Source organism: Clostridium sp. 2218st1_F5_2218SCRN_220325, from assembly GCF_039062665.1.
GTDB lineage: Bacteria > Bacillota > Clostridia > Peptostreptococcales > Peptostreptococcaceae > Intestinibacter.
In genome coordinates, this window is sequence record NZ_JBCLNH010000002.1 from 210,785 (window position 1) to 237,518 (window position 26,734).

Here is a 26,734-nt window from a genome sequence, read left to right on the forward strand (position 1 = left end):
ACCTAATCTATTCTAATTTTTATATTTAAATCTAAAGATTCTTTTGCAAATCCTTTTATTTTAATTGCTTTAGATTTAATCTTATTACTATAAATTTCTGAAACCCATATTTCTTCAATTTCTATATCAAACTTATCATTAACTTCAAAATTAATTTTATTTTCATTAACTTTTAGTTTCATTTTATTTTTATTTACTTCTACTATAGTAACTCTTGGATCTAGTACTAATGTACTTGTCCAGTTAAACTCTTTACCTATAACTTTATCGTTTATCTCTATTATATTTTCTCTATTATATTCAAATCTTCTTGTGTGCATAATTGGCTTATATCCATCATGGCTAGCCTCTAACACTTCTTTAAACTTATCTTGTTCATATTTATTTAGAACTGTATTTGCTCTTTTACCCCATAAAAAAGCTCCTAACATTTCTGATTGATCAGTATTATTAATACATATTGTATTATGATTTATTGTTTTTCTAAAATAATCCCTTGATTCTAAATCTATATGATATATGTATGTTCCTGGATCTATAAACACTCTATTTCCATTTACATTCATAGTAAAGCTTAAAGCATCTGCATGACCATGTGCTGCAATACTTCCAAATCCTAATTCTGCATGATCTATTACTATTGATACTTTATCTTTATACGAAGGTATACTTTTCATTATTGTATACCCACCTTCTTTATAGCATTTAGAATGTGTGTTATCATAAACTAATTTCTTAGATCTAATCTCCTCTTGTGTAAATAACCAACTTATATTTTCATGTACATCATTTAACTCTATATATTGTTTACCTAATAATAAACTAGTTAATTCTAAAACATATTTATAATGATTCATATGTTTTCCGCATAAATCTAGTATTTTCCCTTCATCTGAATCACCTAAATGTGAAACATTATAACCTTCATCCATATTATCAGATATAAATTCGCTCATTTTTCCTAATAATTCATTCCATGATTCTGGATATTTTATAGAATTACGTTTTAAAACTAACATAAATAATGATATTGCCTCCATTACAAAAGTCTGATAATGTAAAGCATGTTCTTTATTAACACCATCACTATAGTTTTGTATAAATAATTCTTTATCAAGTACATCTATCGCTTTCATATACCATTCTTTATCATTAAATAATACACCTGCGATTCCTAATACTATCATCTCAACAATTAAATGATTATTAGCAGATGAATATCTAGAATGATGTTTATTGGTATAATCAACCATATTTATTATACCTACTTTTAAATCCCTCAATATCTTTTCATCTTCAATAAATGATTCTTGTAGAAAAACTAATGTCATCATCCATGAATATGCTCTAATAGATATCTCCATTATACTTGTCCAAGATATTCCTATTAAAAATGGATTTTCTTTATTCCAATCATAAAATAAATATTTTAATTCATCTAAATATTTTTCTTCCTTTGTTATAAAATAAATTTTAGATAGAATAGTAAATTGAAAATGTCTATTTAACTCCCAGTTAGTTCTAGCATCTCCAATAAAATCATTTTGTTTATACGATAAATCATATGCAAATTTTGAATTCCATTGGTTAGTTGTATTAAACCCACTATTCCATTTATTTTTTAAATTCTTATAGTCGTATTTATCAAACAACCATAAGTTATTTTCACATATACAATTTGTATTTTTATAGTTAATAAACATTTTTTCTTTATCAAATGAACTTACTAAGTTACATTTTTTTTCATTGTAAACCTTACTAATAACGCTACTCTTTTTTTTTCTATAAGTTCTTTTTTCCTTTAATGCTAAATTTTTTTGGGATATTCTCCATATAATTTCATTTATTCCCATAGCCTTTAATCTATTTATGTACCAATTAATATTACTCAATCTACCACCTACTTAATTTGTTGTATAAGTATATCAAATTTTCCTCTGCTCGTTACTTTTACTTTATCTACAATGTTTATTTTATATTCAATTATTCCATTAAGTTTTTTATTAAGCTCTTTTTGAATATTTTCTATATCACAATCATCTAATATGTTCTCTGGTACTATATTAAATAGTAACTTTCCTTTTTCATATTGTTCAAATTGATAGGATTTTACTCTCTCAAATACATTACTATGAAACTCCATTGTTGCCATAGATATCTCTTCATCATTTCTTCCTATTAAAACATTTTTATTTCGATGTCCTAATATTTTATATGATCCATCAATTTCTTCTACTGCATCATCTGTTAAATATCTTATTAATGGCATCTTTTTATTTAAGAACCCTGTACAAACTATTCTATTTACATTATCTATATCTATAATTTCAGTATATCCATACAAATCATTAAATTTATAGTATCTATTTTTCTCTTCTGCAAATACTAACCTTTCTGAATGTCCATAAAAAGACAATGTTTTACACTTTAAAATTTTTTCTATAAAATCACGTTGTTCATTATATACATTCTCAGATATAAAAAATACTCCCTGTATGCTTATATCTAATTTAATATTATTTTTACTTATTATTTTACAGAAATTATATATTGCTGAAGGATAACCATGTATATATTGACATTTAAAATTATTAATTTCTCTTACATACATATCTATATTTTTTTCATTAAGCTTCATTGGGTTTAATATAATTTCATTATACAATGGATTATATTTTTTAATTCTACCTTTAAAATCTACACCTCTAAAAGTTGCTATTTTAGATTCCTTATAATCATAACCTAATTTACTCCAATGATTATATATAAATGCCTTTTCTTTATATATAGAATCTTTTTCTAAGTAAATTCTTAGTGGTTTACCTGTACTTCCTCCTGTACTTGATATATAATAGTTAATATTCTCTTTTGATATAAAATCTTCATAGTTTGATATAATATCTTTTTTGGTCAAAAGAGGTATTTTGTTTAGTTCCTCTTCATTTTTAAAAAGATATGGATTAAAACCTATTTCATCAAATAATTTCTTATAATATGAAGTATTTTCATATGCATAGCATAAGTGATCTTTTAACTTTTTAAGTTGTATATTTCTTCTTTCGTTCACACTTAATTCTTTATATGTATCTAATTCTAAATATTGTTTTGTGAATAGTTTATTATTAATTAACTTATTTCTAATTACTCTATTAAAAATATACTTTATTGAATCTGGTGTATTTTCATTAAGCCTTTTTAGTATATTTGCACCCATTTTTCCTCCCAAAGAACACTAAATTTTTATTATATATACTTTTTAATAACTAAATTATATTATTATATATCTTGATTATTTGATTAATATTATCATTAATGTCAAAATTATCTTTTATAGTTTTCAATGCATTCATACCTAAAGTTTTTCTTTTTTCTTCACTTGATAATAGTTCATCTAAACAATTATATAGCTTATCGATATCTCCCGCTGAAAAGAGTACTCCATTGCTATTATTTTTTATAACCTTAGGTATACCTCCAACATAAGTTGATATTACTGGTTTTCCATATGACATAGCTTCTAATAAAGACATTGGCATTCCTTCATTATATGATGGAAGTATATAGATCCCACAATTATTTAAAAGTTGCTGCTTTTTATCAAAATCTACCCAGCCCAAAATTTTAACATTGTTTTTAATATTGCTTTCTTCACATATCTTATTTACCTGTTCAATATCTCCATCTCCACCTAAATAAAACTTGACATTAGGATACTTGCTTACTATTTTAGGAATAACTTTTAATAAATCATATGTTCCTTTTCTTCTCCCTAGTCTTCCTAAGAATAATATTGATTTTTCATTATAATCTTTATTTATTTTTTTTGGCACTACAACTGCATTATAAACAACCTCAATACAATCTTCTGAACAAATATTAGCCAAGAATACTTTCCATTCTTCTGATAATGCAATAATTTTATCAGCATAACTAAATATTTTCTTAACATATCTTTTTTGTTTGTCATTACATTCTTGGCTATAAAACTCTTTAAATTCAGCCCCATGCAAGTGTATTATCACCTTTTTTTTATGTCTTTTAGCAAATTTTATAAAAATAGATTTCCTATAAAAACTTGCCCTCGATGCCATATGCACATGAATAATATCATACATATTTATATTTTTAATGAAATATAAATATGATTTTATAGCTTTATTTAATTTTTTAATTTTATTTCCATCTATCATAGTCCCGATATACTTTAAATCTACCTTACTATTCATACCTGAGCTGTAATAATTATTGATTACACTAGAAATTCCACCTTGAACATTTCTTTCAGGACCTATCATTAAAATTTTCATAAACAAATTCCTTCTAAATAATACTTTTTAGTTCTTTTACATTAGATACATTTGACTTTTGACCAACTAGAATTTTACCATCATTCTCAATAACATATATATCCTTTAGTCCTTCAACTACTATATCGTGGCTAGATGATATAACTAGATTTCCATGACTATCTACAACCTTAGCATTTCCAACTAGTACATTTCCCTTATCATCTTTTTCTCTATATCTATCAAGTGCTTCCCAGCTTCCAACATCATCCCAACCAAATCTACTTGGAACAACGTATATAGAATCTGATTTTTCCATAACAGCATAGTCAATTGAAATAGCTTCTGTTTTATGATAATTATTATTTATAAGTTCTTGTATTTCTTCATTATCTACTGTTTCAATGTCTTTTAATGCTTCATATGTACCATTTGAGTATTTCTCTATTTGGTTTAGTATATTGTCAGCACTCCATAAGAACATTCCACCATTCCATAGGTAGTTTCCTTCTTCTATATATGATTCGGCTTTTTCTCTATCTGGCTTTTCTACAAAAGCATCAACTTTTATAACTTTATGATTGTTGATTTTTTTCTCATCATTACCATATCTAATATATCCGTATCCAGTTTCGGCTCTAGTCGGTTCCATTCCTAAAGTAACTATCGCTTCTTTATTTTCGTTTACAAATCTATCTGCACTTTTTATAATATCTCTAAATCCATCTTCATCACTGATTAGGTGATCTGATGGTAATACTATCATATTTGCATCTTTGTAATATTTTTTAATTACTAATGCTGAAAGAGCTATACAAGGTGCTGTATTTCTTCCTTGTGGTTCTACTATTATGTTTCTTTCTGGCAGATTTGGAAGTTGTTCTTTTACTAAATCAACATACATCTCACCAGTACAAACAAATACCCTTTCAATCGGTATAATAGGCGTTATTCTATTTACTGTCATTTGTATCATAGTTTCTTCACCTATTAGATTTAAGAATTGCTTTGGCTTTTCTTCAGTAGAAAGTGGCCAGAATCTAGTTCCTTTTCCACCAGCCATTATTAATGCACATAGCATATTTATTCCCCCTATCAATATACATAATTTTGACTACTATGCCATGATATTTTAATTAATTATTAACTTTATTTGTTATATCTTCTATTATCCTATCCAATTTCTCATCAACAATCTCTTGATTATCTCCATTACATCCAAAATAGAACTTAATCTTTGGCTCTGTTCCCGATGGTCTAACAGCTATCCAACTTCCATCTTCTAAAACAAACTTAAGAACATCTGATTTTGGAAGGTCGTTTATTCCTTCTTTATAATCTCTAATCTCACTAACTTTTATATCGGCTATTGAAGCTACATCTGAAGTTCTGAAACTATTCATAATATTTTGAATTTGTTTCATGCCATCAATTCCTTTTAAAGTTATAGATTTTAATTCTTCTTTATAATATCCGTACTTTTTATATACTTCTTGAAGCCCTTCGTATAAAGTCATTCCTTTATCGTAATAATAAGCTGCCATCTCGCATATTAAAAGTGATGATACTACTCCATCTTTATCTCTTGCATGAGTTCCTACTAAGTATCCGTAACTTTCTTCATAACCCATTACAAATGTTCTATCTTTATTTTGTTCAAATTCGTTTATCTTTTCTCCGATAAATTTGAACCCTGTTAATGTATCTATACAATCAACACCATTTTCTTTTGCTATTTTAGCTCCTAGTTCTGATGTAACTATTGTTTTTACTATTGTTGGATTTACTACATTTGATATTTTTTCTTTATTATTACTGATTACATAGTCTACTAATAATGAACCAACTTGGTTACCGTTAAGTACTACATATTCTCCTTCGTTGTTTTTTACTACAACTCCAACCCTGTCGCAATCTGGATCTGTTCCTAGTATTATATCGGCACCAGATTCTTTTGCCATATTTATAGCTATTTCGAATACTGCTTTTTCTTCTGGGTTTGGATATTCAACTGTTGAGAAATTACTATCTGGTAATTCTTGTTCTTTTACAACTTCTACATTTTTAAATCCAGCTTGTTTTAAAACTTGTCTTACTGGAATATTGCCTGTTCCATGTATCGGTGTATAGATTATTTTTATTTTGTCTCCAACTCTATCTATTACATCTTGATTTATAATTTGTTTTTTTACTTCATTTATAAATGCTTTGTCTATATCTTTATTTAATACTTGGATTAAGTTATCGCCAAGTTTAGTAGTTGGTATTTTACTGTAATCTTCTATTTTGTTTACTTCTTGTATTATTTCGTTTGCGATATCGGGACAAACTTGTCCTCCATCTGACCAATAAACTTTGTATCCATTATACTCTGGTGGATTGTGACTCGCAGTTATTACTATACCTGCTACACAACTTAAGTATCTTACGGAAAATGATAATTGCGGTGTGCTTCTCAAGCTGTCATATATATAAGCTTTTATTCCACAAGCTGCTAATGTCTTTGCCGCTTCTATGCAAAATTCTTTTGATTTGTGTCTGCTGTCATAGGCTATTACTACGCCTCTTTTCTGACCGTCTTCTTTACACTTTTTTAAGATATAATTACAAAGTCCAAAAGTAGCTTTTCTCACTGTGTACTTGTTGATTCTATTAGTTCCATAACCAATAACTCCCCTAAGTCCTCCAGTTCCAAATTCTAATTCTTTGTAAAATCTATCTTCTATTTCTTTTTTGTCGTTTTGAATTGCTTTTAGTTCTTGTTTTGTTTCATCATCAAAATATGGATTATTCATCCATTCATTGTACTTTTTTATATATTCCCTCATTTACTTACACTCCCTAAGATGCATTACTGTCTCCAAACAGTACTTTAACTGTTTTTAAAATCAATTTTATATCTAATAATAAATTTCTATTTTTTATATATTCTAAGTCCATCTCTACCCATTCATCAAAACCGATATTATTTCTTCCGCTTACTTGCCATATACAAGTAAGACCTGGCTTTACAAGAAGTCTTTGTTTTTGGTATGAATTATATTGCTCAACCTCTCTAGGAATTGGTGGTCTCGGTCCGACTAAGCTCATATCTCCTTTTAAAACATTAAATAATTGCGGTAATTCATCTAAGCTAGTCTTTCTTATAAATTTTCCTACCTTTGTTATCCTAGGGTCATCAGTCATCTTAAATGCTGGACCTGTTTGTTCATTTTGTTCTTGTAAATGTTTTAATAATTCTTCGGCATTGTGAACCATACTTCTAAACTTATACATTTTAAAAGTTTTAGGATGTTGGCCATTTCTCTCTTGACAGAAAATTATTCTTCCCTTTGGATCTTCTATTTTTATAAGAATAGCTACTATTAAAAATATTGGTGATAATACTATTATCCCAGCTAAAGAGCATATGATATCTATGCTTCTTTTTATAAAAAGATATAAATTTGATTCCCTCTCTAAAATCTCATTTAAGTTAATACCCTCATTTAAATCTGTATTTTTGTTTTTAGAGATTGTTTTTTCCATTAATACTCCCCCTCTCTATAAACAAAAATTATTTTCTTTTTCTCTTCTTTTTCTTTTCTTCTTGGCTATGATAGTAATAATTATAATATTCGCTATTTGTCTCTGTTTTATATTTGTTAAGAATAACGCCTAGTATATTTGAATTTACACTATCTAGTCTTTCTTTTGCCACTTTGGCTAAGTTTGAATCTACTTCTTCAGAGCCTACTACAAATATAACTCCATCTGAATATGAAGATATTATAGATGCATCACTCACTATCCCAACTGGTGGAGCGTCTATAAATATATAATCATAATCATCTTTTATAGACTCTATAAACTGGCTCATTTTTTTTGAAGATAAAACTTCTGCAGGATTTGGAGGTATTGTTCCTCCTGTTAAAATGTATAGGTTTTCCTGTGTAGTTTTCTTTATACATTCTTCAATATTTTTTCGTCCTAATAATATATCCATTAGGCCTTGTGCATTTTTTGTATCAAATAATTTGTTAACTGTTGGATTTCTCAAATCTCCATCTATTAAAAGAACTTTTTTGTCTATTTTTGCAAAGTTTACTCCTAAATTACATAAAACAGTTGTTTTTCCCTCGTCTTTTTTAGAGCTTGTTACACAAATTACTTTTAAATTTTTATCTAAATTAGAGAATTCTATCCCCGTTCTTATAGTTCGATATGCTTCTGATATGTTTGATTGTGGTTTTTCTAAACTCGTTATTTTTCCCATATTATCTCCCTATGTATTTATTTTTATAATTCTTCTGGTATTACACCTAGTAAAGGAAGTCCCAATTCCTTTTCTATATCTTGCGGTGTTTTTATTTTTGTATTTAGGAATTCTATTATAAATATAATAAATAATCCTATCATTACACCTAGCACACCTGCTATTAAGATATTCATCTTTTTATTTGGTGAAACTGGATTTACTGGTGTTTGAGCTTTGTCTATAACTTCTACACCGTTTGCATCAGCTATTCTTATAGCTTCCTTAGCAAATACTTTTGGTATTTCATTTGCTATTTTTGCTGCATTAGACTTATTTGTATCTTGAACTGATACTTTTATTATCTGTGTGTCTGAAACTGTTGAAACAGATATTTTCCCAGATAATTGACCATATGATTCATCTAAATCTAAGTTTTTTATAACATCGTCTAAAACTTTTCTTGATTTTATTATTTCCCCATATGTTACAGCTAATTGTTGAGTCGTTTTAATTTGATCACTTGTTACTGTATTTGTCCCCTCTGTTTTCTCAGTCTTTACAATTAATGTTGTCTCTGCTTGGTATACTGGTTTTGCTATAAAGAAACTGTATACTGTGCTTGCTGCTACACATACAACGCATAATATCGCCATTATAAACCATTTTTTCTTAATAATAGAAAGATACTCCCTTAAGTCTATTACTTCTTCCTCCAATTTTTTCCCTCCCCGATTTTATATTTACACATTATTTATAAATAATGCATATTATTCTAATTTTTTCCGACAAAGAATATTATAATATTTTTTATCAGAATTGTATAGAATAAATTTCATTATCTTTTATTTTTTTTATTTGTTTTTTTAATATTAAGATTTAGTGGATAAATTCTGAATTTTAATATTTTATAAATAAAACACAAAAAAAGCTCTGATGAAATCATCAGAGCTTACTGGCGGAGAAGGAGGGATTCGAACCCTCGCACCGGTTAACCCAGCCTAATCCCTTAGCAGGGGATCCTCTTGAGCCACTTGAGTACTTCTCCATTTCTATATACACAGTATATACTATTTTTTTACAGTAGTCAATAATTTATTTTTATTTTATTTATTATTTTAATTCTTTCAAAAAATAAATCTTGCCTCTCTGAACGGCCCTCTCCCCTAAGCAGCATCCAGAGAAGCATTTGAATCAAAACTAATTCATATTTAAGATATGCAAAATCTATTAGATATGTTCATTAAGTTTTTCATATTTATCTATATACTTTGCACTATGTGAGTCTGAACCTAAAACTAATTTTATATTATATTGTTTAATCAATTCTGCGAGATATCCACTTATATAAGTTTCGCCACAATCTTCTTTAAATAATCCTGCTATGTTATAATCGAGTTCATATCCTCTATCTGATATTAGTTTTACTAATTCTTTTAATTTTTTATTATTTGAATAATCATATGGAAACTTCTTATTGTATTTTCTTACTAAGTTTAGATGTCCTATTCTTTTAGGTTTATATTTTCCTAAGTCCGAATTAATAGCTTTTATAAGTGTTTCATAGTAAAGATTATATACTGATTCTACTGAACCGAGCAAGTTTACTATTTTTTCAAATTCTTCACAACTAAAGTCCATACAATAATACTTGTCCTCTATTTTTATCATATGAACTGATAAAATGCCGTCTTCCAAATACTCACCGTATTTATTTAAGTTGTTTTTTATTTCTTCTTCAAAACCTTCTATATAATCCACTTCTGCGCCGATGTTGATTTTTATTTGGTCTTTATATTTTTCTTTTATTTTTTTTACATCATTTATATAGCTTTCCATTTTATCTGCTTCTATAGAGCTATCTTTGGCCGGGGCTGGGTCTTCAAATCCTTCTGGCAATGGAAAATGCTCTGTAAATGATATTTCATCAAGCCCAACTTGTATAGCTTTTTGCACGTATTCTTCAAATGAATCATCTGTCCCATGAGGACAGTATGGTGTATGTATATGCCCATCTTTCAGATATTTATGTGGTGATTTGTTCATTTTCTCCCCCCTATATTTTGAAATATAAAAAAGAAGTAATACAAATACATTGTATTACTTCCTATGCTCAATTACATACTTTTCTTAGCTTCCATTAACATTTCGTTAGCTTTATTCATATATTCTATAGCTTTTTCTATGCAAGTAGCTGTTTCTGTTTTACCCATAGCTTTAGCTTTTTCTACCCATTCTTGGAATGATTCTTCGTGAGATTGGTTGTGGTTTACCCAATGAACTAATAGTATATTTAAAGTTTTTTCGTCTTTATTTTCTACTACTGTTGCGTGGTCATGTCCTCCGCACCCGCAGTCATCTCCATGGCTATGTCCATGATCATGTCCGTGATCATCATGGTCATGTCCGCATCCACAATCGTCTCCGTGTGCATGTGCATGTTCTTCTTCGTGGCTATGTCCGTGGTCATGCCCGCATCCGCAGTCATCCCCATGACTGTGAGTGTGAGCTGCTTCGTGTCCGTGTGAATGTCCATGGTCATGTCCTCCACATCCACAGTTATCTCCATGATGTTGTCTTATTATGTCTCTGTTAAATATCATTTCTTTGTCCTCCAATTACTTTATATTAAATTCTTTCTTTATGACTTTTATTGTATCTTTTATTAATAAAGATAGTGGTTTATTTTCTACCCCTACTACAGAAAAATTCTCTGGCATTATAGGTAGTAATATTTTTAGAGCTTCACTATCACATATAGCTTCACTAATTTTGCTAGTAACTTCACCCATCATAGTATTAGGCATTGTTACTGCGATTGGTGCAACTATTACGCTTGCCTTTTTGGATGATACTACTATAGCATTTTCCCCTGTTGCTCCTTTATTGGCATGGGATTTCATCATTGCACTAGTTGCAATTGAATTTGTGCCTAAAGCATATATATCAATATATGTTGGTAATTCTTCTCTTAAAGATAATATTATTTGGGCTCCTATTCCCCCACCCATTCCATCTATTACTGCTATTACCATGTGCTATACCTCATCTAATCTTTTTTAAGCTAAGATAATATTATATTATTAATCTTGAGCTAATATGATTTTATGATCCATTAATTTTATTTCTTTTATATATCCATCTAATATTTTTTCTTCTCCCAATAAATCAGTTAGATATACCTTTCCATTAACAGGATTTACGTTAACTACGTTTTCCATAACTCTTGTTAATTCATTATTTTTCCCTAATACAAATGCTGAAGATTCACACATTTTAAATCACCCTCCTATAAATACTTTAAAGCGATTTCTAAAAAAAATCAAAAAAGATTTCTATAGTACTGCTATACTTATAGAAACCTTCATGATTTCGTTACACAATATTCATATACCTTAAGTATAGCACTGTTATTTATCCAAAGTCAAACACAATATCCAAATATTGTATTTTATTTCAATTCTATTTTGTTATCACTAAATTACCCTTCTAATATAGCTTTTACACTTGGGAACGCATCTATATTTGTATGAGGTAAGAAACAACAAGATATAAATTCATCCATATATGTTGGGTATACGCTTAGTTCAACATATGTCATTACATCTGATATTTCTTCTAATTTAGCTTTAGCTTCATCACTTAATAATGTTAGATAAGATCCTATAAGTGAACTGTTTCCTATGTATTGGAACTTATCTCTATCGATATCTGGAAGTAATCCTATAAATACTGAGTTTTCAATATTTAAGTGGTTTCCTATACCACCTGCTATATAAACTTTATCTACACAGTCAAAATCCATACCTAAACTTTCTACTAATGTTGCTGCTCCAGAATATATAGCACCTTTAGTTCTTATAAAGTTATCTATATCTACTTCTGTTATAAATAAATCGTCTTGTAGATGGTCGTTATCTTTAGCAAATGCTAGTACGTATTCACCAATATCATTTTCATCAAATCTTATTCTTTCATTATTTAAATCTCTGTGTATTTTTCCTCTTCTGTCGATTACTTTTTTCTTAAGCATTTCACAAATTAAATCGATTATACCAGAACCGCATATACCAATAGCTGGTTCATTATCTATAGTATTTAATTTTGGAACTAGAGTTTCTGGGTCTATATCTACACCATCTACTGCTCCTGCAGATGCTCTCATACCACAGCTAATTCCTCCACCTTCAAATGCAGGTCCTGCTGAGCATGCACAGCTCATTAAAAAGTCTTGGTTACCAAATACTATTTCACCATTAGTCCCTAAGTCTATAAATAGAACATTTTCTTCATTTGCCCAAATACCAGAAGCAAGTACACCTGATGTGATATCTCCACCAACATAACTAGCTACATTTGGTGATAAATAAACACTTGCACTTGGGTTTATATCTAACCCAACTTCTTTTGCATTTAATTTTGGTGATTTAAAAAATGGTGGGATGAATGGTTCTAATCTTAAATAATCAGGGAATATTCCTAAGAATAAAGTAGACATTGTTGTATTTCCTGATGCAACAACGCTTACTATATTATTTCTTTTAACACCTGATGATTTTACTAATTCGTTTATCAACATATTTAAAGTATCATCAACTACAGCTGCTTTAGCTTTTTCTATGTTGTTTTTCTTTATTGCATAAACTATTCTGTTTATAACGTCTGCACCAAATTGAAGTTGTCCATTTCCTGATGCACCTTTTTCTACTACTTCATTTGTGATTAAGTTTACTAAACATACAACAACAGAAGTAGTACCTATATCTATTGCTAAACCATATAATTCACCTTCTGTATTTCCTGGTTCAACATCTATTATTTCTAATCTATCGTCAAAATCTCTATATGTAATAGTTATTTCAAAGTTATTTTTTCTAAATGATTTTGGCATTTTCTTTAGAACTTCTATGTCGTATGTCATCTGTTTTCCACCGAAGTTCATACTTATATGTCTTTCTAATCTATCAACATCACTTATATTATCGTCTAATGTTGGTTCATCAAGATTTATACAAGTTTTCTTTATATTATTTTCTAAAGTTATGTTGTGTTTTTCTGCTATCTCTACAGCTTTATCAAATAATACTTTGTCCTTAGCTTTATCTCCGCCTTCAACTTTCATTCCTCTCATAGCCATGTCTAAAGAAGAATTTGTAAGAACTTCTATATCTGATATTATTGTTGTGCAGCATGCTAAGATAAATCCATTTTCTCTATCTTCATCACTTAAGTGAGATGATACTTCTTGATTAACTTCCCCTGTTAATAATTTTACCTTACATTTTCCACAACTTTTACTACCATTACATGGAGCTTCTATATAAACATCTGCTCTTCTTGCAACTTCTAATAAGTTATCCCCTATCTCACATTCTATTGTTTTGCTTGATGGTCTAAAAACAACTTTCGCCATAATTTATCCTCCCCCAAAATTATAAATAAACTCTTACTATTATTTTATCATATTCGACATATAATAAGTTAAAAACATCGTTATTATTTTACCAAATTTAGTCATTCCCAGAATTAAAAATTCGCTTCGCTCATGGCGCCAACGACTTCGTCCGTTGCTTAAGTTAAAATGTTGGAAATTAAAAAAAGCCTTCTCCATGAAGACTTTTTAATTCAAACATATTTATATTAAGTTCTAAAAATACTTAAATTTATCTTATTTATAGTATTTTTTAATTTGAACCTAGCCTAAATAATGTTGTGAAGTTATCCTATCTCCCGAGGTAAATCACGTTTAATTTAGGCAGGTCTCCTGACTTAATTTCATCCTACTTCCGGCCTTCCCGTAAAATACAGTGGCCTTTTGGTTTCGTCTATATTACAGTAGCGGGAACTGTAAAGGATTCTCACCTTTTTCCCTATTAATTTCGATTAAGAAAACCTAAATTTATATTAAATTTTATCAGATATAATTATCCCCTATCTTTTTTAAAAAAGTATAGTAAAAGTGAATTTACTCACCTTCACTATACTTTTATTTTAATCTGAAATAAGCGGGTTCAAATACTATTCAGCTAAAGTAGCTTCGTATTGTTCAGCTGTTAATAATGCTTCATATTCAGCCATATCAGCTACTTTTATTTTACAAATCCAAGCATCATATGGAGCTTCATTAACGAATTCTGGTTCGTCTTCTAATTTTTCATCATTTACTTCTACAACTTCACCAGATATAGGTGCTATTAATTCAGAAGCAACTTTTGAAGATTCTATTACTCCAAAATCAGAGTCTTTAGTTAATTCATCTTCAACTTCTGGTACGTCTACGTATAGAACTTCACCAAGTTGATCTTGAGCAAAGTCAGTTACTCCTATATAAGCATATTCTCCATCTAATTTTGCCCAAGTATGTTTTGGACTGTATTTTCTATCGTTTAGTATTTCCATTTTTATTTTCCCCCTAATCGTATTTTCTTAATTTCTGGAAAATTATTCTCCCATTATGAAATCCATTTCTAATGCTGGGTGTCCTTTTTCTGCTAAGAAAGCACAAACTTCTTCAGAATCAACTGCTATTGTTTCGTCACAGATATAGTCAGTAAAGTTATCTATACCAGCCATTTCTTTAACTGTTTTATTTAATTTTTCTCCAACAGCATCTTTTAATTCTTTAGGCATCCATACTATTCTTTCTGGTCCACCTTCAGTATATGCGAATTTTTTAGAAGATATGAAATGTCTACCATGACCCATGAATCCTGGAGTTTGAACTCCACCACCTGTCATAGATGCTAATTCACCAAATGTCATACCAACTGGAGTAGTACCAGCATATTCTCTGTTTACTATAACTAATCCATTAGCTTCAGGCATTATACCGCATATACATTCGAAACATCCACAAGAAGTCATAGGGTCTTCCATTATAGAGTATAATGTTACATTTTCTACTGCACCTTGAGATATTTCACAAACTGCATCAGACATTGATTGCCAGATACCTTTCTTTTCATCTAGACATGGACCTTTTTCTATTGGTTGACATGGTCCTGTTGGGTTAAGTTCTTTAGTAGCTTTAGCATCTAACCAAGAAACTGCACCACATAATCCAAGTCTTTCTGGAGTTACTATACAAACGTGTGCTGGAGCGAATGCTTGGCACATGTTGCAAGAATAGAAATCATCAACTGCTTCGTCAGTTAATTGTTCTAATCTGTCATCTCTAGCATTATATCTTTCTATAGCTTCATGTTTTCTTTCTTCAACTACTTTTTCATCAGTTATTATTGTTATAGCACATTTATCTACAACTGCATCGAATTCGTCTTTCATCATAGCGTACATAACTTCACCTATGTGTTTTAATTGGAATCCTTTTGCAACGTCGTCTTTAGATATTCTTACCCAAGCTTGGTCTCTTTGTCCAACGTGCATTAAACCTTCAGTATAGTTCATAAAGTAGTGGAATCTTCTTTCTAGAACTGGTTCGAAGTCATCTTGCATTGCTCTACCAGCAACTTGAACGATTATTGCAAGTGGTAATCTTACAACACCATCTTTAGCAGCTTCTGGATCTATTTCAGGTCCTATTACTTCTATTTTATGGTCTTCTACTTCACCTAAATCATATGATTTAACTAATTCCCAAGCAGTAGTTTTGTTTCCACCAAATTCGTAAGCCATTTCAGCTTTTCTGATTCTTTCACCTTCGAATGAAGCTGCGAATCCAACTGGAATTGGTATTTCAGTTATTTTTATTTTTATATGTCTAGCTTCTAATGAAGTGTCAACAAATTTATCATAATCTCTTTGAGTTAATAAGTTACATGGAACTTCTGTAACAACTTGGTCAGTTATTACTGGGAATCCAAGAGCTATTGCACCAGCACCGCAAGCAACTATTAATTCACTAAGTGGTCCGAATGCATTAACAAATGCAGGAACTCTTTCTGCTGTATATGCTAATAATGCATTTAAGTCACCTGGTTTAACAGCACCGAATATTAAAGCAGCTCTTATAGCAACAGAAACAACGTGGATAACTGAAGTTACATCATATCCTAAAGCGATAACACGTAGGTCTACACCCATTTTAACGTCTGCTTCTATAGCTTGGTCTATAACTTTACCAACTAAGAAAGTCATGATACCAGCAGCTTGATATTTTTTAACTATTTTTCCTAATGTTTCAGAATCTGGGCATTCACCAAGAACAACTGCAACACCAGGTATATCTCCTGTAACAAGTGGAACACCTAGAGATCTTATTATAGGGTCAACTATATGTCCTGCACAAGGAGCTTCGTATGGAGCATCACTATTTACGTATTTTATAGCTTCTATTATTTCTGCACAAACTGCAGTAGCTAAACCTGCATTTAAAGCAGTTTCTAATAATGGTTTTTCTACTATTAATGATTTAGCAACACCTAAAGCTGTTTCTAAATCTGCTAAAGTTGTAGCTTTTAATCCAGTTGCAGCATATATACATGGGATTGCATATGCAGTATCTGGGAATGCTACTGGATGGTCTTTACCTTTTTCTGATACTACAGCTGTTAAAGCTTGGCTTGCAGCATCATATGCTTGATTAGCACCTGTATAAATTATGTTATATAAATTCACTCTACTTCCCCCTTTAAATATATTCACAAGTCAAGCTTTTAAAAAGCTTGACCGAGAGTTTTATTTATTTATAATTTTTATTTGTATTCAAATCCTAATTCTTTAACTTCTAAGTATGAATCAGCGTATAAAGAAGCATTTCTTATAATATCGCAAGATTTCATAGTTTGCATTAATAACTCATCTAATGGGTTAACTATTGCTGAAGAAAATCCGTTAGCCATTGCCATTGCTAACCAGTTACTATCTAATATTGGTCTTATATGTTTTGGACAACCATTAGATACATTTGATAAACCACCAGTAGTTTTTAATCCCATTTCAGTCATTTGTCTGATAGCATCTAAAACATCCATTTGTTTATCTTGCATACCTTTTATAACTAAGCAAAGTGGGTCAAAATAAACATCTGTTTCTGGGTCTATACCGGCCATAGCAGCAGCTTCAATTAATTCAGTACAATATCCCATACGTTGATCATTATCAGCTGGAATACCTTCTTTAGCACATAATGCTATTATAGCTGCATCATATTCACCTGCTAATTCCATTAAGTGTTTTCTTCCACCTGCATCTGCAGAGTTTATAATTGGTTTACCATGAGTTCTATCATAAACTTTAAGTCCAGCTTCTAATGCAGCGACATTTGCTGTATCTAATGCAAGAGGTACATTATTTAATTCAGATTGTAATAATTGAACACCCCAAGTCATTATTTCAGCTCCATCTCTTTCAGCTGGCCCTATGTTGAAGTCTATAACATGAGCTCCTGCATCTAATTGTTCTATTGCTCTTTTTAATATTGGTTCAGGATCTCTTTCTGCTATAGCTTTTCTTATTGGTGGTGCTATACAGTGTATTCTTTCCCCTATGATCATAAATTTTTCCATACTTAATATCCCCCTTAGAATTTTTATATTATCTTAGAGGCTTAAGGAAAACCTCAAGTCTCTATCTATAATTATTATAATTATTAATGTTTAAATTTAATAAGCTTTTTTATATTAATTAATCAACTCATTACTAATATATATTAGTGATTAGCAGCATATTCTTTTAAGAATTTTGGAAGTTCCATAGATTCTAATGGCCCTATGATTACATTCCATCCTGGCATATTATCAGCTACGTCAGGTTTTATAACTGCTAATTTACCTGGTATAACTATATCTCTGCAATCAGTATATTGTTCTATATTACATTCTTTAGCAAATGCACCTATAACAGATCCACCGAATTTACCTGCAGACCAAGCTGTAAGAACTGAATATCCACCAGCATCTGGTATCATTAACCAGCAAGGTACTTTAGATGCTTCTATGTCACCAGTAATTGTGAAGTATGTTAACGCGAAGTCAACTGAACATAATACTGGAGAATTTTTGTCTGGGTTATTTAATGGATAAACTTTAGCTTCTACTCTCATTGGTTTTTGAGGGTCAGTGAAGATATTTTGTCTTAATGCATATAGTGGTAATGCTTTAGCATAAGTCATATCTTCTACAGCTAATATAGTTCCGTATTTAATAGTAAATATTGAAGATAAAGCTATTTCTAAGTTAGCATCTCCGTTAGCTAATTTAGCTACGTTTACGAATGATGGATAACCAAAACTTCTATCTCCTTCTTTTAATGCTATTCTTCTAACTTGTACAGCATTTATATAAGTATCTTTTATAGTTTCTCCTGTTACATCTATTATTAATTCTTTGTAATCAGCAGCTTCTATAGCTTGTACTGTAGTATATAATTCTTCTAAGTTAGCTCCTTGTACACCTAAAGCTAAACTGTCAGCTTTAACTACATCTACCATAGCAGCAAAGTTATCTTTGTTTGCTCCTATTACTACTGGTTTTAATCCAGCTAATGCAGCAACAGCTTCTTTAGCGACATCAGCATCTGCAACTTCTAATACATATGCACATTCGATACCGCTATCTTTTATTTTGTTGATTATAGCTAAGAAGTTATCTTTATTGTCATTGTATTTAACATAAGCGAATTCAGGTTTCATTATTTCGCCTATTCTTTCATAATGAACAACTTTCATTCCTTCTATTTTAGCATCTACTGTAGCTTCATCCATGCAATCACAGAATTTAACAGCAAATCTATTTCTGTTTACTAAAGTTTTTTCATGTCTGAATAAAACTGTTTCTCCACCTAGTTCATATTCACTTTCTCCAGCACCAACTTTTAAAGTTTTCATTGGAGGTGCAGTAGCTGCAGCTAATTTAGCTAATGCTTCTGGAGCCATTCTTGGACAAGCAGAAACTTCTACAGCCCCACTTGCAACTTTCATAGAGAAAGCCATACAAGTTGGGAATCCACATTCCTTACAGTTTTTCTTTGGTGTTAATTTAAATATATCTAATGCTTTTAATGCCATTATTATTTCCCCCTAACCTTACAAATAATTCTATTACGCTAAAGCGCTTATTAAACCTTTTATAGTTTTCATTGATTCTGGATGACGAAGTATTACTGCATTTGATCCACCAACAAGTACACTTGCAGCTGTAGATACTTCCATACCTATTGTTCTAGCTTCATTATCTCCCCATTCTGGTACGTCAGCTTCAGTAGCTATTGCTTCTTTAACGTGACCAACTTCGAATGAAACTGGAGTTATTATTGGTATTTGTAATGCTTTATCATTTTGGTTAAAAGCTGCTAATCTAACTCTATCCATAGTAGATGCAACATATTCATAACCATAACCAACTGCTGAACAACCAACATTCATAACTATATTTTCTTGTTTAACGCCTAATTGAGTAAGTAATACATTCATTTGTTTAGCTAAGTTTATATCAACTGCAGATTCTGCAGCAACTTTTTGACCATAGGCCATACCAGCCGCAGCACCAACTGCTTTGTAGTTTTCTTCTACAGCTGACATTACTAATATATTTTTTCCTTCTAATGCAGCAGAAACTTTATCAAAGACTTTACCGTCTTTTTCTGCGTTACCACATCCAGCAACTACTAATGGTAAAGTTATAGCATCAGCAACAGCTTTTGCTACTTCTGCACATTCTTCTGGAGATTTATCAGCTCCATCTGGAGAAGCTCCATTTAATCTTAAGCATATGAAATCTGCTTCTGTGTTATCTTCAACATATTTAGCCCATTTAGCAGGATCTGCCCAAACGTCTCCATATATTTTAGAATAACATTCTATCCATTCTTCAGGTTGGATATCTGATATTTCTGCACCAACAACTGGCGCATTTCCTGTTTCTCCATCAAAGCTATAGAAAGGTAGAACTTGTTCTCCTCCTAATTTTATAGCTTTATCTCCTGTACCTATTTCTACTACATTAACTGTTCCAGTAACTTTTTGAGTAGACATTTTAAATGCCATATCTTTTTCCCCCTTAAGCCTATTTTAATTTATAATGTGTGCCCCTTAAAAATTAAGGTAAATCTAGGGTTTCTATTATTTTTTCTAGTGCTACCCTAGACTTTGAATCATCAGGTAATTTTACTAGTGGTATACCTTCTGAATCATATTCATATATTAATTCATCTGAAGGAACTACTCCAAATAAATCTAAGCCATATTTTTCAATCTCTTCTTTAACACCATTACTTAATTCTCCATTTGGAGCTTTGTTAACGATTAAGCCGATTTTTCCAACGCTTAAATTCATTTCTTCTGCTAAATCTCTAATTCTTGCAACAGCTTGAATACTACGTTTTGCACAATCACTAACTAATATAAGAGTATCAACATGTTTTGTAAGTTTTCTACTTATATGTTCCATACCTGCTTCATTATCAGTGATTACATATTTATAGTGATCTGAAATTTTTTGAACTTGTTGTTTTAATATTCCATTTACGAAACAATAGCAACCTTCCCCTTCTGATCTACCCATAACTAGCATGTCGTATCCATCGCCTTCTTCTAAGATCATGCTTAATTGCCATTGTAGGAATTGAGCTTTAGTCATTCCCCCTGGAAATGAATCCCCATTTTTTTCAGTCATATTAGCTACTTCTCTAATATGTCCAATTGTTTCTGGCTCCTCTGTTCCTAATACTTCATACAGATTGCAGTTTGCATCTGCATCAACTACTAGAATTGGATCCTTTTTTTGTTTTACTAATGTGTCAATTAAAAGCCCTGTTAGACTAGTTTTACCAACTCCGCCTTTGCCGGCTACAGCAATGTTATAAGTCATCTTATGATATCCCCCTTAAGCTAAGTGTTATCACAACAGAGCTTTTTATCAAATTATGTCAAACTCTGTGTTTTCAAATTATTTTTTTGGTATAGCATGTACACATTCTCCATGTATATCATGTATAGCTTCCATTAAGCCTTCTGATAAACTTGGATGAGCATGTATTACTTTACCTACATCTTTAGCTTTTAATCCTAAACCTACAGCTAAAGATAATTCTGTTAATAGGTCAGTTACATGAGGTCCAACTAAAGAAGCACCTATTATAGTGTCATTTTCGTCGGCCATTACTTTTATAAATCCTTGTAATTTACCTATTGCTTTTGCTTTACCTAAGCTTCTAAATTCGAATCTACCAACGTTATATGGTGTACCGTTAGCTTTTAATTCGTCTTCTGTTACACCAACACCAGATACTTCTGGTTCAGTATATACACAGCTTGGTATAGCTTTATAGTTAACTGTTTCGCTGTTACCTTTAACAGCATTTTCAGCTGCTACCATACCTTCAGCAGATGCAACGTGAGCAAGCATTGCTCCTGGTATTATATCCCCTATTGCGTATACACCTTCAACACTTGTTTCTAGGTATTCATTAACTTTTATAAATCCTCTTGGTGCCATTTCTATACCAACTTCTTCAACACCTGAGTTAGCTAAGTTAGGTCTTCTACCTACGCAAAGTAATACCATTTCAGCTTCTACTGATTTTCCATTATTTAATTCTATTTTAACTGAATCATCATTTACAATGTAGTTGTCTGCTCCTACACCTGTCATAACTTTGATTTTATCTTTTTTGAATTGTCTAGTTAAGCTTTTTGCTGCTTCTGAGTCCATTCTTCCTAGTATTTGTGGGGCCATTTCAACTATAGTTACTTTTGTTCCTATTGTAGCGAAGAATTGTCCTATTTCACTACCTATAACTCCTCCACCTACTATGATTAATGATTCTGGTTGTTTTGGTAAGCTTAAAACTTCATCAGAAGTTATTACATTTTTACCATTATAAGGCATGCCTGGGAATACAGTTGGGATAGAACCATTAGCTAATATAATTTTATCAGCTACAACTGTTTCTACAGTACCATCTGCTTTAGTAACTTCTATAGTATTTTTGTCTACTAATTTAGCGAATCCATCTATTTTTTTAACTCCTCTTTTGTCAAATAAAAATTGGATTCCAGCTACTAACTCATCTGTTACTTTTTGTTTTCTTGCTATTATAGCATCAAAATTAGGTTTAACATCGCCTTCAACTTCGATTCCGAAGTTCTTAGCTTCTTTCACAGTTCTAAAAACATCAGCAGAAGCTAATAAAGCTTTTGTTGGTATACAACCTACATTTAAACAAGTACCGCCTAATTTGTTTTTTTCAATTACAGTTACTTCAGCACCAAGCATAGCTGCTTTTAGAGCGGCTACATATCCACCTGGGCCTCCTCCTATTACTGCTACTTTCATTTGTTATTTCCCCCATTTACCTTGTATGTTTTATAGTTTTATTATTTATTATTAAGGTCTATATAGATATAATATATATCTATTTATATTATAGCTAATATAGACCCATTTAGCTTGTTTTTCTGTTAAATTTTTACAAATATTTTTAGATTTTTCTCTTATTATCTAGAATTTTAACATTCTATGTAATATTTTTAGAGAATACCCCTTAAAATTATTCTGTTTAAACAGATATATCCTATAAACCTGCAGCGTCTAATATTAGTGGTACATTTTCTTCTGCACCTATAGCCATTATGTGAACACCATCACAAAGATTTTCTTCTTTTAATTGTCTGATGAATTCACCTGCCATTTTTATACCTTCTGCAACATAATTACCTTTACCAGCAGCTTTTAATCTTTCGATTTGATCATCTGGAACGAATATACCTGGAACATTAGCAGTCATAAATCTTGCCATTCCTGGTGACTTAAGCGGAACTATACCAGCCATTACTTTACAGTCCATATCTTTAGTTAATTCTCTAAATTTTCTCATATGTTCTATATCATAAACGGCTTGAGTTTGGAAAAATCTAGCTCCAGCTTTTATTTTCTTTTCCATTTTTAATAATTGTACTTCTATTGGATCATATTCTGGAGTAACACAAGCTCCTAAGAAGAAGTCTGTTTTACCCTTTAATTCTAATCCTGTACTATCTGTACCATTATTCATCATAGTTGCTGTTGATAATATACTAACAGCATCTAAGTCAAATACTGGTTTAGCTTGTTTGTGGTCACCTACACAGACATGGTCCCCTGTTAAAGCTAATAAATTATCTATTCCAAAGAATCCTGCAGAAAGCATTTCACTTTCTATAGCAATTCTATTTCTGTCTCTACCTGTCATTTGTATAACTGGCTCTAATCCTAAATCTTTTAACATTTTACATGTAGCAAGAGATGAAGTTCTCATTACAGCAGATTGATTGTCTGTAACATTAGCTGCATGTACTCTCCCAATAACTAATTTTGCACATTCTGCTAAATGTGATAAATCAGTTCCTTTTGGAGGTGCCATTTCAGCTGTTATTGCAAATTCACCTTTTTCGAATGCTTCTCTTAACTTACTCATCTAAAAAATCCCCCTTTAATAATAACCTTTGTTTTAAGCTTCTGCGCTTGCTTTCTTATTAGCATCTAAACGTCTTGGATTAAGTTGTTTAGAATAATCTTTAGGTGGTCTAACTTCTTTTAAGTTGTCTAATTGACCTAAATCTTTAAGTCTTTCGTAAATTAATACCCATGCACAGTCATTGTCAGGGCTAACTTCACATTTACCATTTTTAGCTCCACCACAAGCACCATTTACTAAGCCTTTAGCACACATAGTTACTGGGCATATACCTCCAGTCCATCCAAGTTCACATTCTCCACAAGCCTTACAAGCTTCTTCAAATTTACCAACTCTTTCAACTTCACCTATAAACATAGTGTTGTTTGCTGGATAAACAGGTATATTTTGTTTTTTAGTGTTTTTCATTATAGTTTGAGTACCATCTCCACATGCAAGAGATAATACAGCATCTGCTTGTTTTAATTCTTCTTTAACAGATTTTAATTCTTTTTTATTTAGAAGTAAGTTACACGTAGAGTCTGGCAGTACGCTACCTAAAACAGTTTTCCCCTCAGCTTCTAATAAAGCTGTCATTTCTTCTATTTCAGGAGCTCCACCAACTTTACATGCTGAAGCACATTGACCACAGCCAACAAGGATTACTTTTTCGCATCCTTTCAAAAATCCTAATATTTCTTCCATTGGTTTTCTTTCAGAAATTACCATACGATTTTCCCCCCAATTTGAATTCTAAAAATCTATAGAAAATTATTTGTTATTTTGTTGTTTACAAGCTTTTATAACATGTTTAGCAAGAATTGAAGTAGTAACAGAACCAACACCTGCTGGAACTGGAGTTACCATAGATGCTTTTTCTACTACATCATCTGTATCAACGTCACCACAAATTCCGCCACCTTCTGGTTTAGCATTTATACCAACGTCTATAACTACTGCACCTTCTTTAACATAGTCAGCTTTAACCATTCTAGCTCTACCAACACCTGCTACTAAAACATCTGCTTCAGCGCAAACAGCTGGTAAATCTTTAGTTCTTGAATGGCAAATTGTAACTGTTGCATTTTCTGCTAATAATAACATTGCAGCTGGTTTACCTACTACCATAGATCTACCTAATACAACTACATTAGCTCCACTTAGTGGCACATTGTAATGTTTTAATATTTCTACAACTGCTGTTGGTGTGCATGGTGGAAATCCTGTTTTGTCACCTTCCATAAGTTTAGCTGTATTTAAAGGACTGAAACAGTCTACGTCTTTTTCTGCTGCTATAATATTTTTTATAACATTTTCATCTATACCTTCTGGTAATGGTCTAAATGTTAATATACCATTAACTGATGTATCTTTATTTAATTTTTCTAGTGCTGCTATATATTCATCTTGAGTTGTTCCTTCTGGAAGTTCAGTAACTTCTGTTTGAATACCTATAGTTTCACATTTCTTTAAAGCACCTTTTTCATAAGAAAGGTCGTTAGGTTTTGCACCTACTCTTAATATTGCTAATTTTGGTTGAATTCCTTCTTTAACTAATGCTTCGCATTCTACTTTTAATTGGTCACTTAACGCATCTCCAACTGGTTTACCTTTTATTATTTGTCCCATTGTTTAACGCCCCCTAATTTCTAAATTTTATTTGGTTTATGTATATTTATATACTATAATTATATACTTCTGTGGCAAATATTGTATAAAGTTTTGTGTATAATCATAGTTTTTTGTTAAAAAATTATTCAAATGAATATATTAATTATTTATTATAGATAATTTTTTATTTTTATTTAATTTACATTATTTTTGGGTTTTATAACTTATTTTTATCTTTTTATTTGTTCTATATTTCTTTTCTTAACTTTTAATTTTTTAAAGTTATTTTAAATTGAGTATCAATATTTGATTTATTATCTCATTGCAGCAATTACTTTATCATATACTGCGTCGCATATTTCTACGCCTTCTTTAACTAATGCTTCACATTTTTCATCTAAAGCTTTAGCGTATTCTTTATCTTTCATTAAACCTACATTTATTATTACATTAAGTTGAGCAGATAATATAGCTCCTCTTAGAGCTTGAACACCACAACCTACATCACTTATAGCAAGTCTTGAACCTTTATCTACTAATTCTTCATGTAATTTTATACTTTCATTGCAAAGCTCAACTATTTTGAAAGGAACCTCGCATGCAAGTTTTAAGCATCTTTCTAATTCTACTTCTTTAGCAGCTTTTTCTTCATCAGTATTAGCTGGTAAACCGTAAGCTTGAGAAAGTGGGAAAAATCCTTCAGCATCTTTATCAATCATATCTAATAATTGATCTTGTAATATTTTAGCTTTTCCTAATATAGCTTGTATATCTTCTTCATATTGTGCATATTTTTTCTTTCCTGTTGTTAAATTGCAAACCATGCTACCTAAAGCCATACCTATAGCTCCAACTAATGCAGCAGCTCCACCACCGCCTGGAACTGGGGCTTTAGATGCTAGCACATCTACAAAACCTATACAACTTTTTTCAGCTATTTTTTCCATTTATATATCTCCTTCTAATTTTAGGTTTTACCGAGAATAGTGTGCATTAGCACACTATTCTCTTGATTAAATCCTTTTGTCACTATGTATAAATATTATAATACATTTACACACTGATATATATATTAAATTACTACCTAGAATAATCCAGATATTACTCCGTTTTCATCAACATCGATTTTTTCTGCTGCTGGAACTTTTGGAAGACCTGGCATCTTCATTATTTCACCAGTTAATGCAACTACAAATCCTGCACCTGCAGATATTGTAACTTGTCTAACTGTTATTCTAAATCCAGTTGGTCTACCTAATTTAGTTTGGTC

General features: G+C 30.8%; 25 protein-coding genes, 1 tRNA gene and 1 riboswitch. All 26 genes read right to left on the reverse strand.

Annotated features, from left to right (window positions below):
* Nucleotides 1–2: 2 nt before the first annotated feature.
* Nucleotides 3–1,892 (reverse strand): alginate lyase family protein, encoded by a 1,890-nt coding sequence (locus ABCM86_RS02510; RefSeq protein WP_343003417.1) that lies wholly within the window; start codon nt 1,890–1,892, stop codon nt 3–5.
* Nucleotides 1,893–1,900: 8 nt separating this feature from the next.
* Nucleotides 1,901–3,214 carry a hypothetical protein gene (locus ABCM86_RS02515; protein ID WP_343003418.1) on the reverse strand — a complete coding sequence of 438 codons (1,314 nt, stop codon included), beginning with the start codon at nt 3,212–3,214 and terminating at the stop codon, nt 1,901–1,903.
* 49 nt (nt 3,215–3,263) lie between these two features.
* Complete coding sequence (locus ABCM86_RS02520) at nt 3,264–4,307, reverse strand: glycosyltransferase family 4 protein (RefSeq protein WP_343003419.1); 1,044 nt, start codon at nt 4,305–4,307, stop codon at nt 3,264–3,266.
* A 13-nt stretch (nt 4,308–4,320) separates the two neighbouring features.
* On the reverse strand, nt 4,321–5,367 hold the full coding sequence (locus ABCM86_RS02525; RefSeq protein ID WP_343003420.1) for a mannose-1-phosphate guanylyltransferase: 1,047 nt from the start codon (nt 5,365–5,367) through the stop codon (nt 4,321–4,323).
* Nucleotides 5,368–5,422: 55 nt separating this feature from the next.
* Nucleotides 5,423–7,114, reverse strand: a complete 1,692-nt coding sequence (locus ABCM86_RS02530) for a phospho-sugar mutase (RefSeq protein WP_343003421.1) — start codon at nt 7,112–7,114, stop codon at nt 5,423–5,425.
* Between the two features lie 13 nt (nt 7,115–7,127).
* Entirely contained in the window at nt 7,128–7,814 is a 687-nt protein-coding gene (locus ABCM86_RS02535) for an exopolysaccharide biosynthesis polyprenyl glycosylphosphotransferase (protein WP_295735332.1), read from the reverse strand.
* Nucleotides 7,815–7,842: 28 nt separating this feature from the next.
* Nucleotides 7,843–8,541, reverse strand: coding sequence for a CpsD/CapB family tyrosine-protein kinase (locus ABCM86_RS02540; RefSeq protein ID WP_343003422.1), 699 nt, complete (start codon nt 8,539–8,541; stop codon nt 7,843–7,845).
* 23 nt (nt 8,542–8,564) lie between these two features.
* Nucleotides 8,565–9,239 carry a Wzz/FepE/Etk N-terminal domain-containing protein gene (locus ABCM86_RS02545; RefSeq protein WP_337814523.1) on the reverse strand — a complete coding sequence of 225 codons (675 nt, stop codon included), beginning with the start codon at nt 9,237–9,239 and terminating at the stop codon, nt 8,565–8,567.
* A 237-nt stretch (nt 9,240–9,476) separates the two neighbouring features.
* Nucleotides 9,477–9,568, reverse strand: a tRNA-Ser gene (locus ABCM86_RS02550).
* Nucleotides 9,569–9,750: 182 nt separating this feature from the next.
* Nucleotides 9,751–10,566 carry a histidinol-phosphatase HisJ gene (gene hisJ, locus ABCM86_RS02555; RefSeq protein WP_343003423.1) on the reverse strand — a complete coding sequence of 272 codons (816 nt, stop codon included), beginning with the start codon at nt 10,564–10,566 and terminating at the stop codon, nt 9,751–9,753.
* Between the two features lie 71 nt (nt 10,567–10,637).
* Entirely contained in the window at nt 10,638–11,123 is a 486-nt protein-coding gene (locus ABCM86_RS02560; protein ID WP_295571990.1) for a zinc transporter, read from the reverse strand.
* Between the two features lie 15 nt (nt 11,124–11,138).
* Nucleotides 11,139–11,555 (reverse strand): DUF3842 family protein, encoded by a 417-nt coding sequence (locus ABCM86_RS02565; protein WP_343003424.1) that lies wholly within the window; start codon nt 11,553–11,555, stop codon nt 11,139–11,141.
* 48 nt (nt 11,556–11,603) lie between these two features.
* Entirely contained in the window at nt 11,604–11,795 is a 192-nt protein-coding gene (locus ABCM86_RS02570; RefSeq protein WP_195929133.1) for a CooT family nickel-binding protein, read from the reverse strand.
* A gap of 206 nt (nt 11,796–12,001) precedes the next feature.
* Nucleotides 12,002–13,933: a corrinoid activation/regeneration protein AcsV gene (acsV, locus tag ABCM86_RS02575; RefSeq protein ID WP_343003425.1), complete on the reverse strand. Its 1,932-nt coding sequence runs from the start codon at nt 13,931–13,933 to the stop codon at nt 12,002–12,004.
* A 323-nt stretch (nt 13,934–14,256) separates the two neighbouring features.
* Nucleotides 14,257–14,432: riboswitch (cobalamin riboswitch) on the reverse strand.
* A gap of 106 nt (nt 14,433–14,538) precedes the next feature.
* Nucleotides 14,539–14,919 carry a glycine cleavage system protein GcvH gene (gcvH, locus tag ABCM86_RS02580; RefSeq protein ID WP_195929129.1) on the reverse strand — a complete coding sequence of 127 codons (381 nt, stop codon included), beginning with the start codon at nt 14,917–14,919 and terminating at the stop codon, nt 14,539–14,541.
* A 42-nt stretch (nt 14,920–14,961) separates the two neighbouring features.
* Entirely contained in the window at nt 14,962–17,097 is a 2,136-nt protein-coding gene (gene acsB / locus ABCM86_RS02585) for an acetyl-CoA decarbonylase/synthase complex subunit alpha/beta (protein WP_337814520.1), read from the reverse strand.
* A gap of 77 nt (nt 17,098–17,174) precedes the next feature.
* Nucleotides 17,175–17,987 carry a carbon monoxide dehydrogenase/acetyl-CoA synthase methytransferase subunit gene (gene acsE / locus ABCM86_RS02590; RefSeq protein ID WP_195929125.1) on the reverse strand — a complete coding sequence of 271 codons (813 nt, stop codon included), beginning with the start codon at nt 17,985–17,987 and terminating at the stop codon, nt 17,175–17,177.
* A 143-nt stretch (nt 17,988–18,130) separates the two neighbouring features.
* A complete protein-coding gene (gene acsC, locus ABCM86_RS02595; RefSeq protein WP_337814519.1) occupies nt 18,131–19,486 on the reverse strand; it encodes an acetyl-CoA decarbonylase/synthase complex subunit gamma in 1,356 nt (451 codons plus the stop codon).
* A gap of 33 nt (nt 19,487–19,519) precedes the next feature.
* A complete protein-coding gene (gene acsD, locus ABCM86_RS02600) occupies nt 19,520–20,464 on the reverse strand; it encodes an acetyl-CoA decarbonylase/synthase complex subunit delta (protein ID WP_195929122.1) in 945 nt (314 codons plus the stop codon).
* 52 nt (nt 20,465–20,516) lie between these two features.
* Nucleotides 20,517–21,287, reverse strand: a complete 771-nt coding sequence (locus ABCM86_RS02605) for an AAA family ATPase (RefSeq protein ID WP_195929120.1) — start codon at nt 21,285–21,287, stop codon at nt 20,517–20,519.
* Between the two features lie 78 nt (nt 21,288–21,365).
* Entirely contained in the window at nt 21,366–22,754 is a 1,389-nt protein-coding gene (gene lpdA, locus ABCM86_RS02610; protein WP_343003426.1) for a dihydrolipoyl dehydrogenase, read from the reverse strand.
* A gap of 238 nt (nt 22,755–22,992) precedes the next feature.
* Nucleotides 22,993–23,874 carry a methylenetetrahydrofolate reductase gene (locus ABCM86_RS02615; protein WP_195929116.1) on the reverse strand — a complete coding sequence of 294 codons (882 nt, stop codon included), beginning with the start codon at nt 23,872–23,874 and terminating at the stop codon, nt 22,993–22,995.
* Nucleotides 23,875–23,907: 33 nt separating this feature from the next.
* Nucleotides 23,908–24,582, reverse strand: coding sequence for a methylenetetrahydrofolate reductase C-terminal domain-containing protein (locus ABCM86_RS02620; RefSeq protein WP_195929114.1), 675 nt, complete (start codon nt 24,580–24,582; stop codon nt 23,908–23,910).
* A 42-nt stretch (nt 24,583–24,624) separates the two neighbouring features.
* On the reverse strand, nt 24,625–25,482 hold the full coding sequence (locus tag ABCM86_RS02625; RefSeq protein ID WP_295572006.1) for a tetrahydrofolate dehydrogenase/cyclohydrolase catalytic domain-containing protein: 858 nt from the start codon (nt 25,480–25,482) through the stop codon (nt 24,625–24,627).
* Between the two features lie 296 nt (nt 25,483–25,778).
* Nucleotides 25,779–26,411, reverse strand: a complete 633-nt coding sequence (locus tag ABCM86_RS02630) for a cyclodeaminase/cyclohydrolase family protein (RefSeq protein ID WP_295572008.1) — start codon at nt 26,409–26,411, stop codon at nt 25,779–25,781.
* Nucleotides 26,412–26,548: 137 nt separating this feature from the next.
* Nucleotides 26,549–26,734 (reverse strand): formate--tetrahydrofolate ligase (locus ABCM86_RS02635; RefSeq protein WP_082421743.1); only part of this gene is annotated, 186 nt, incomplete at its 5' end.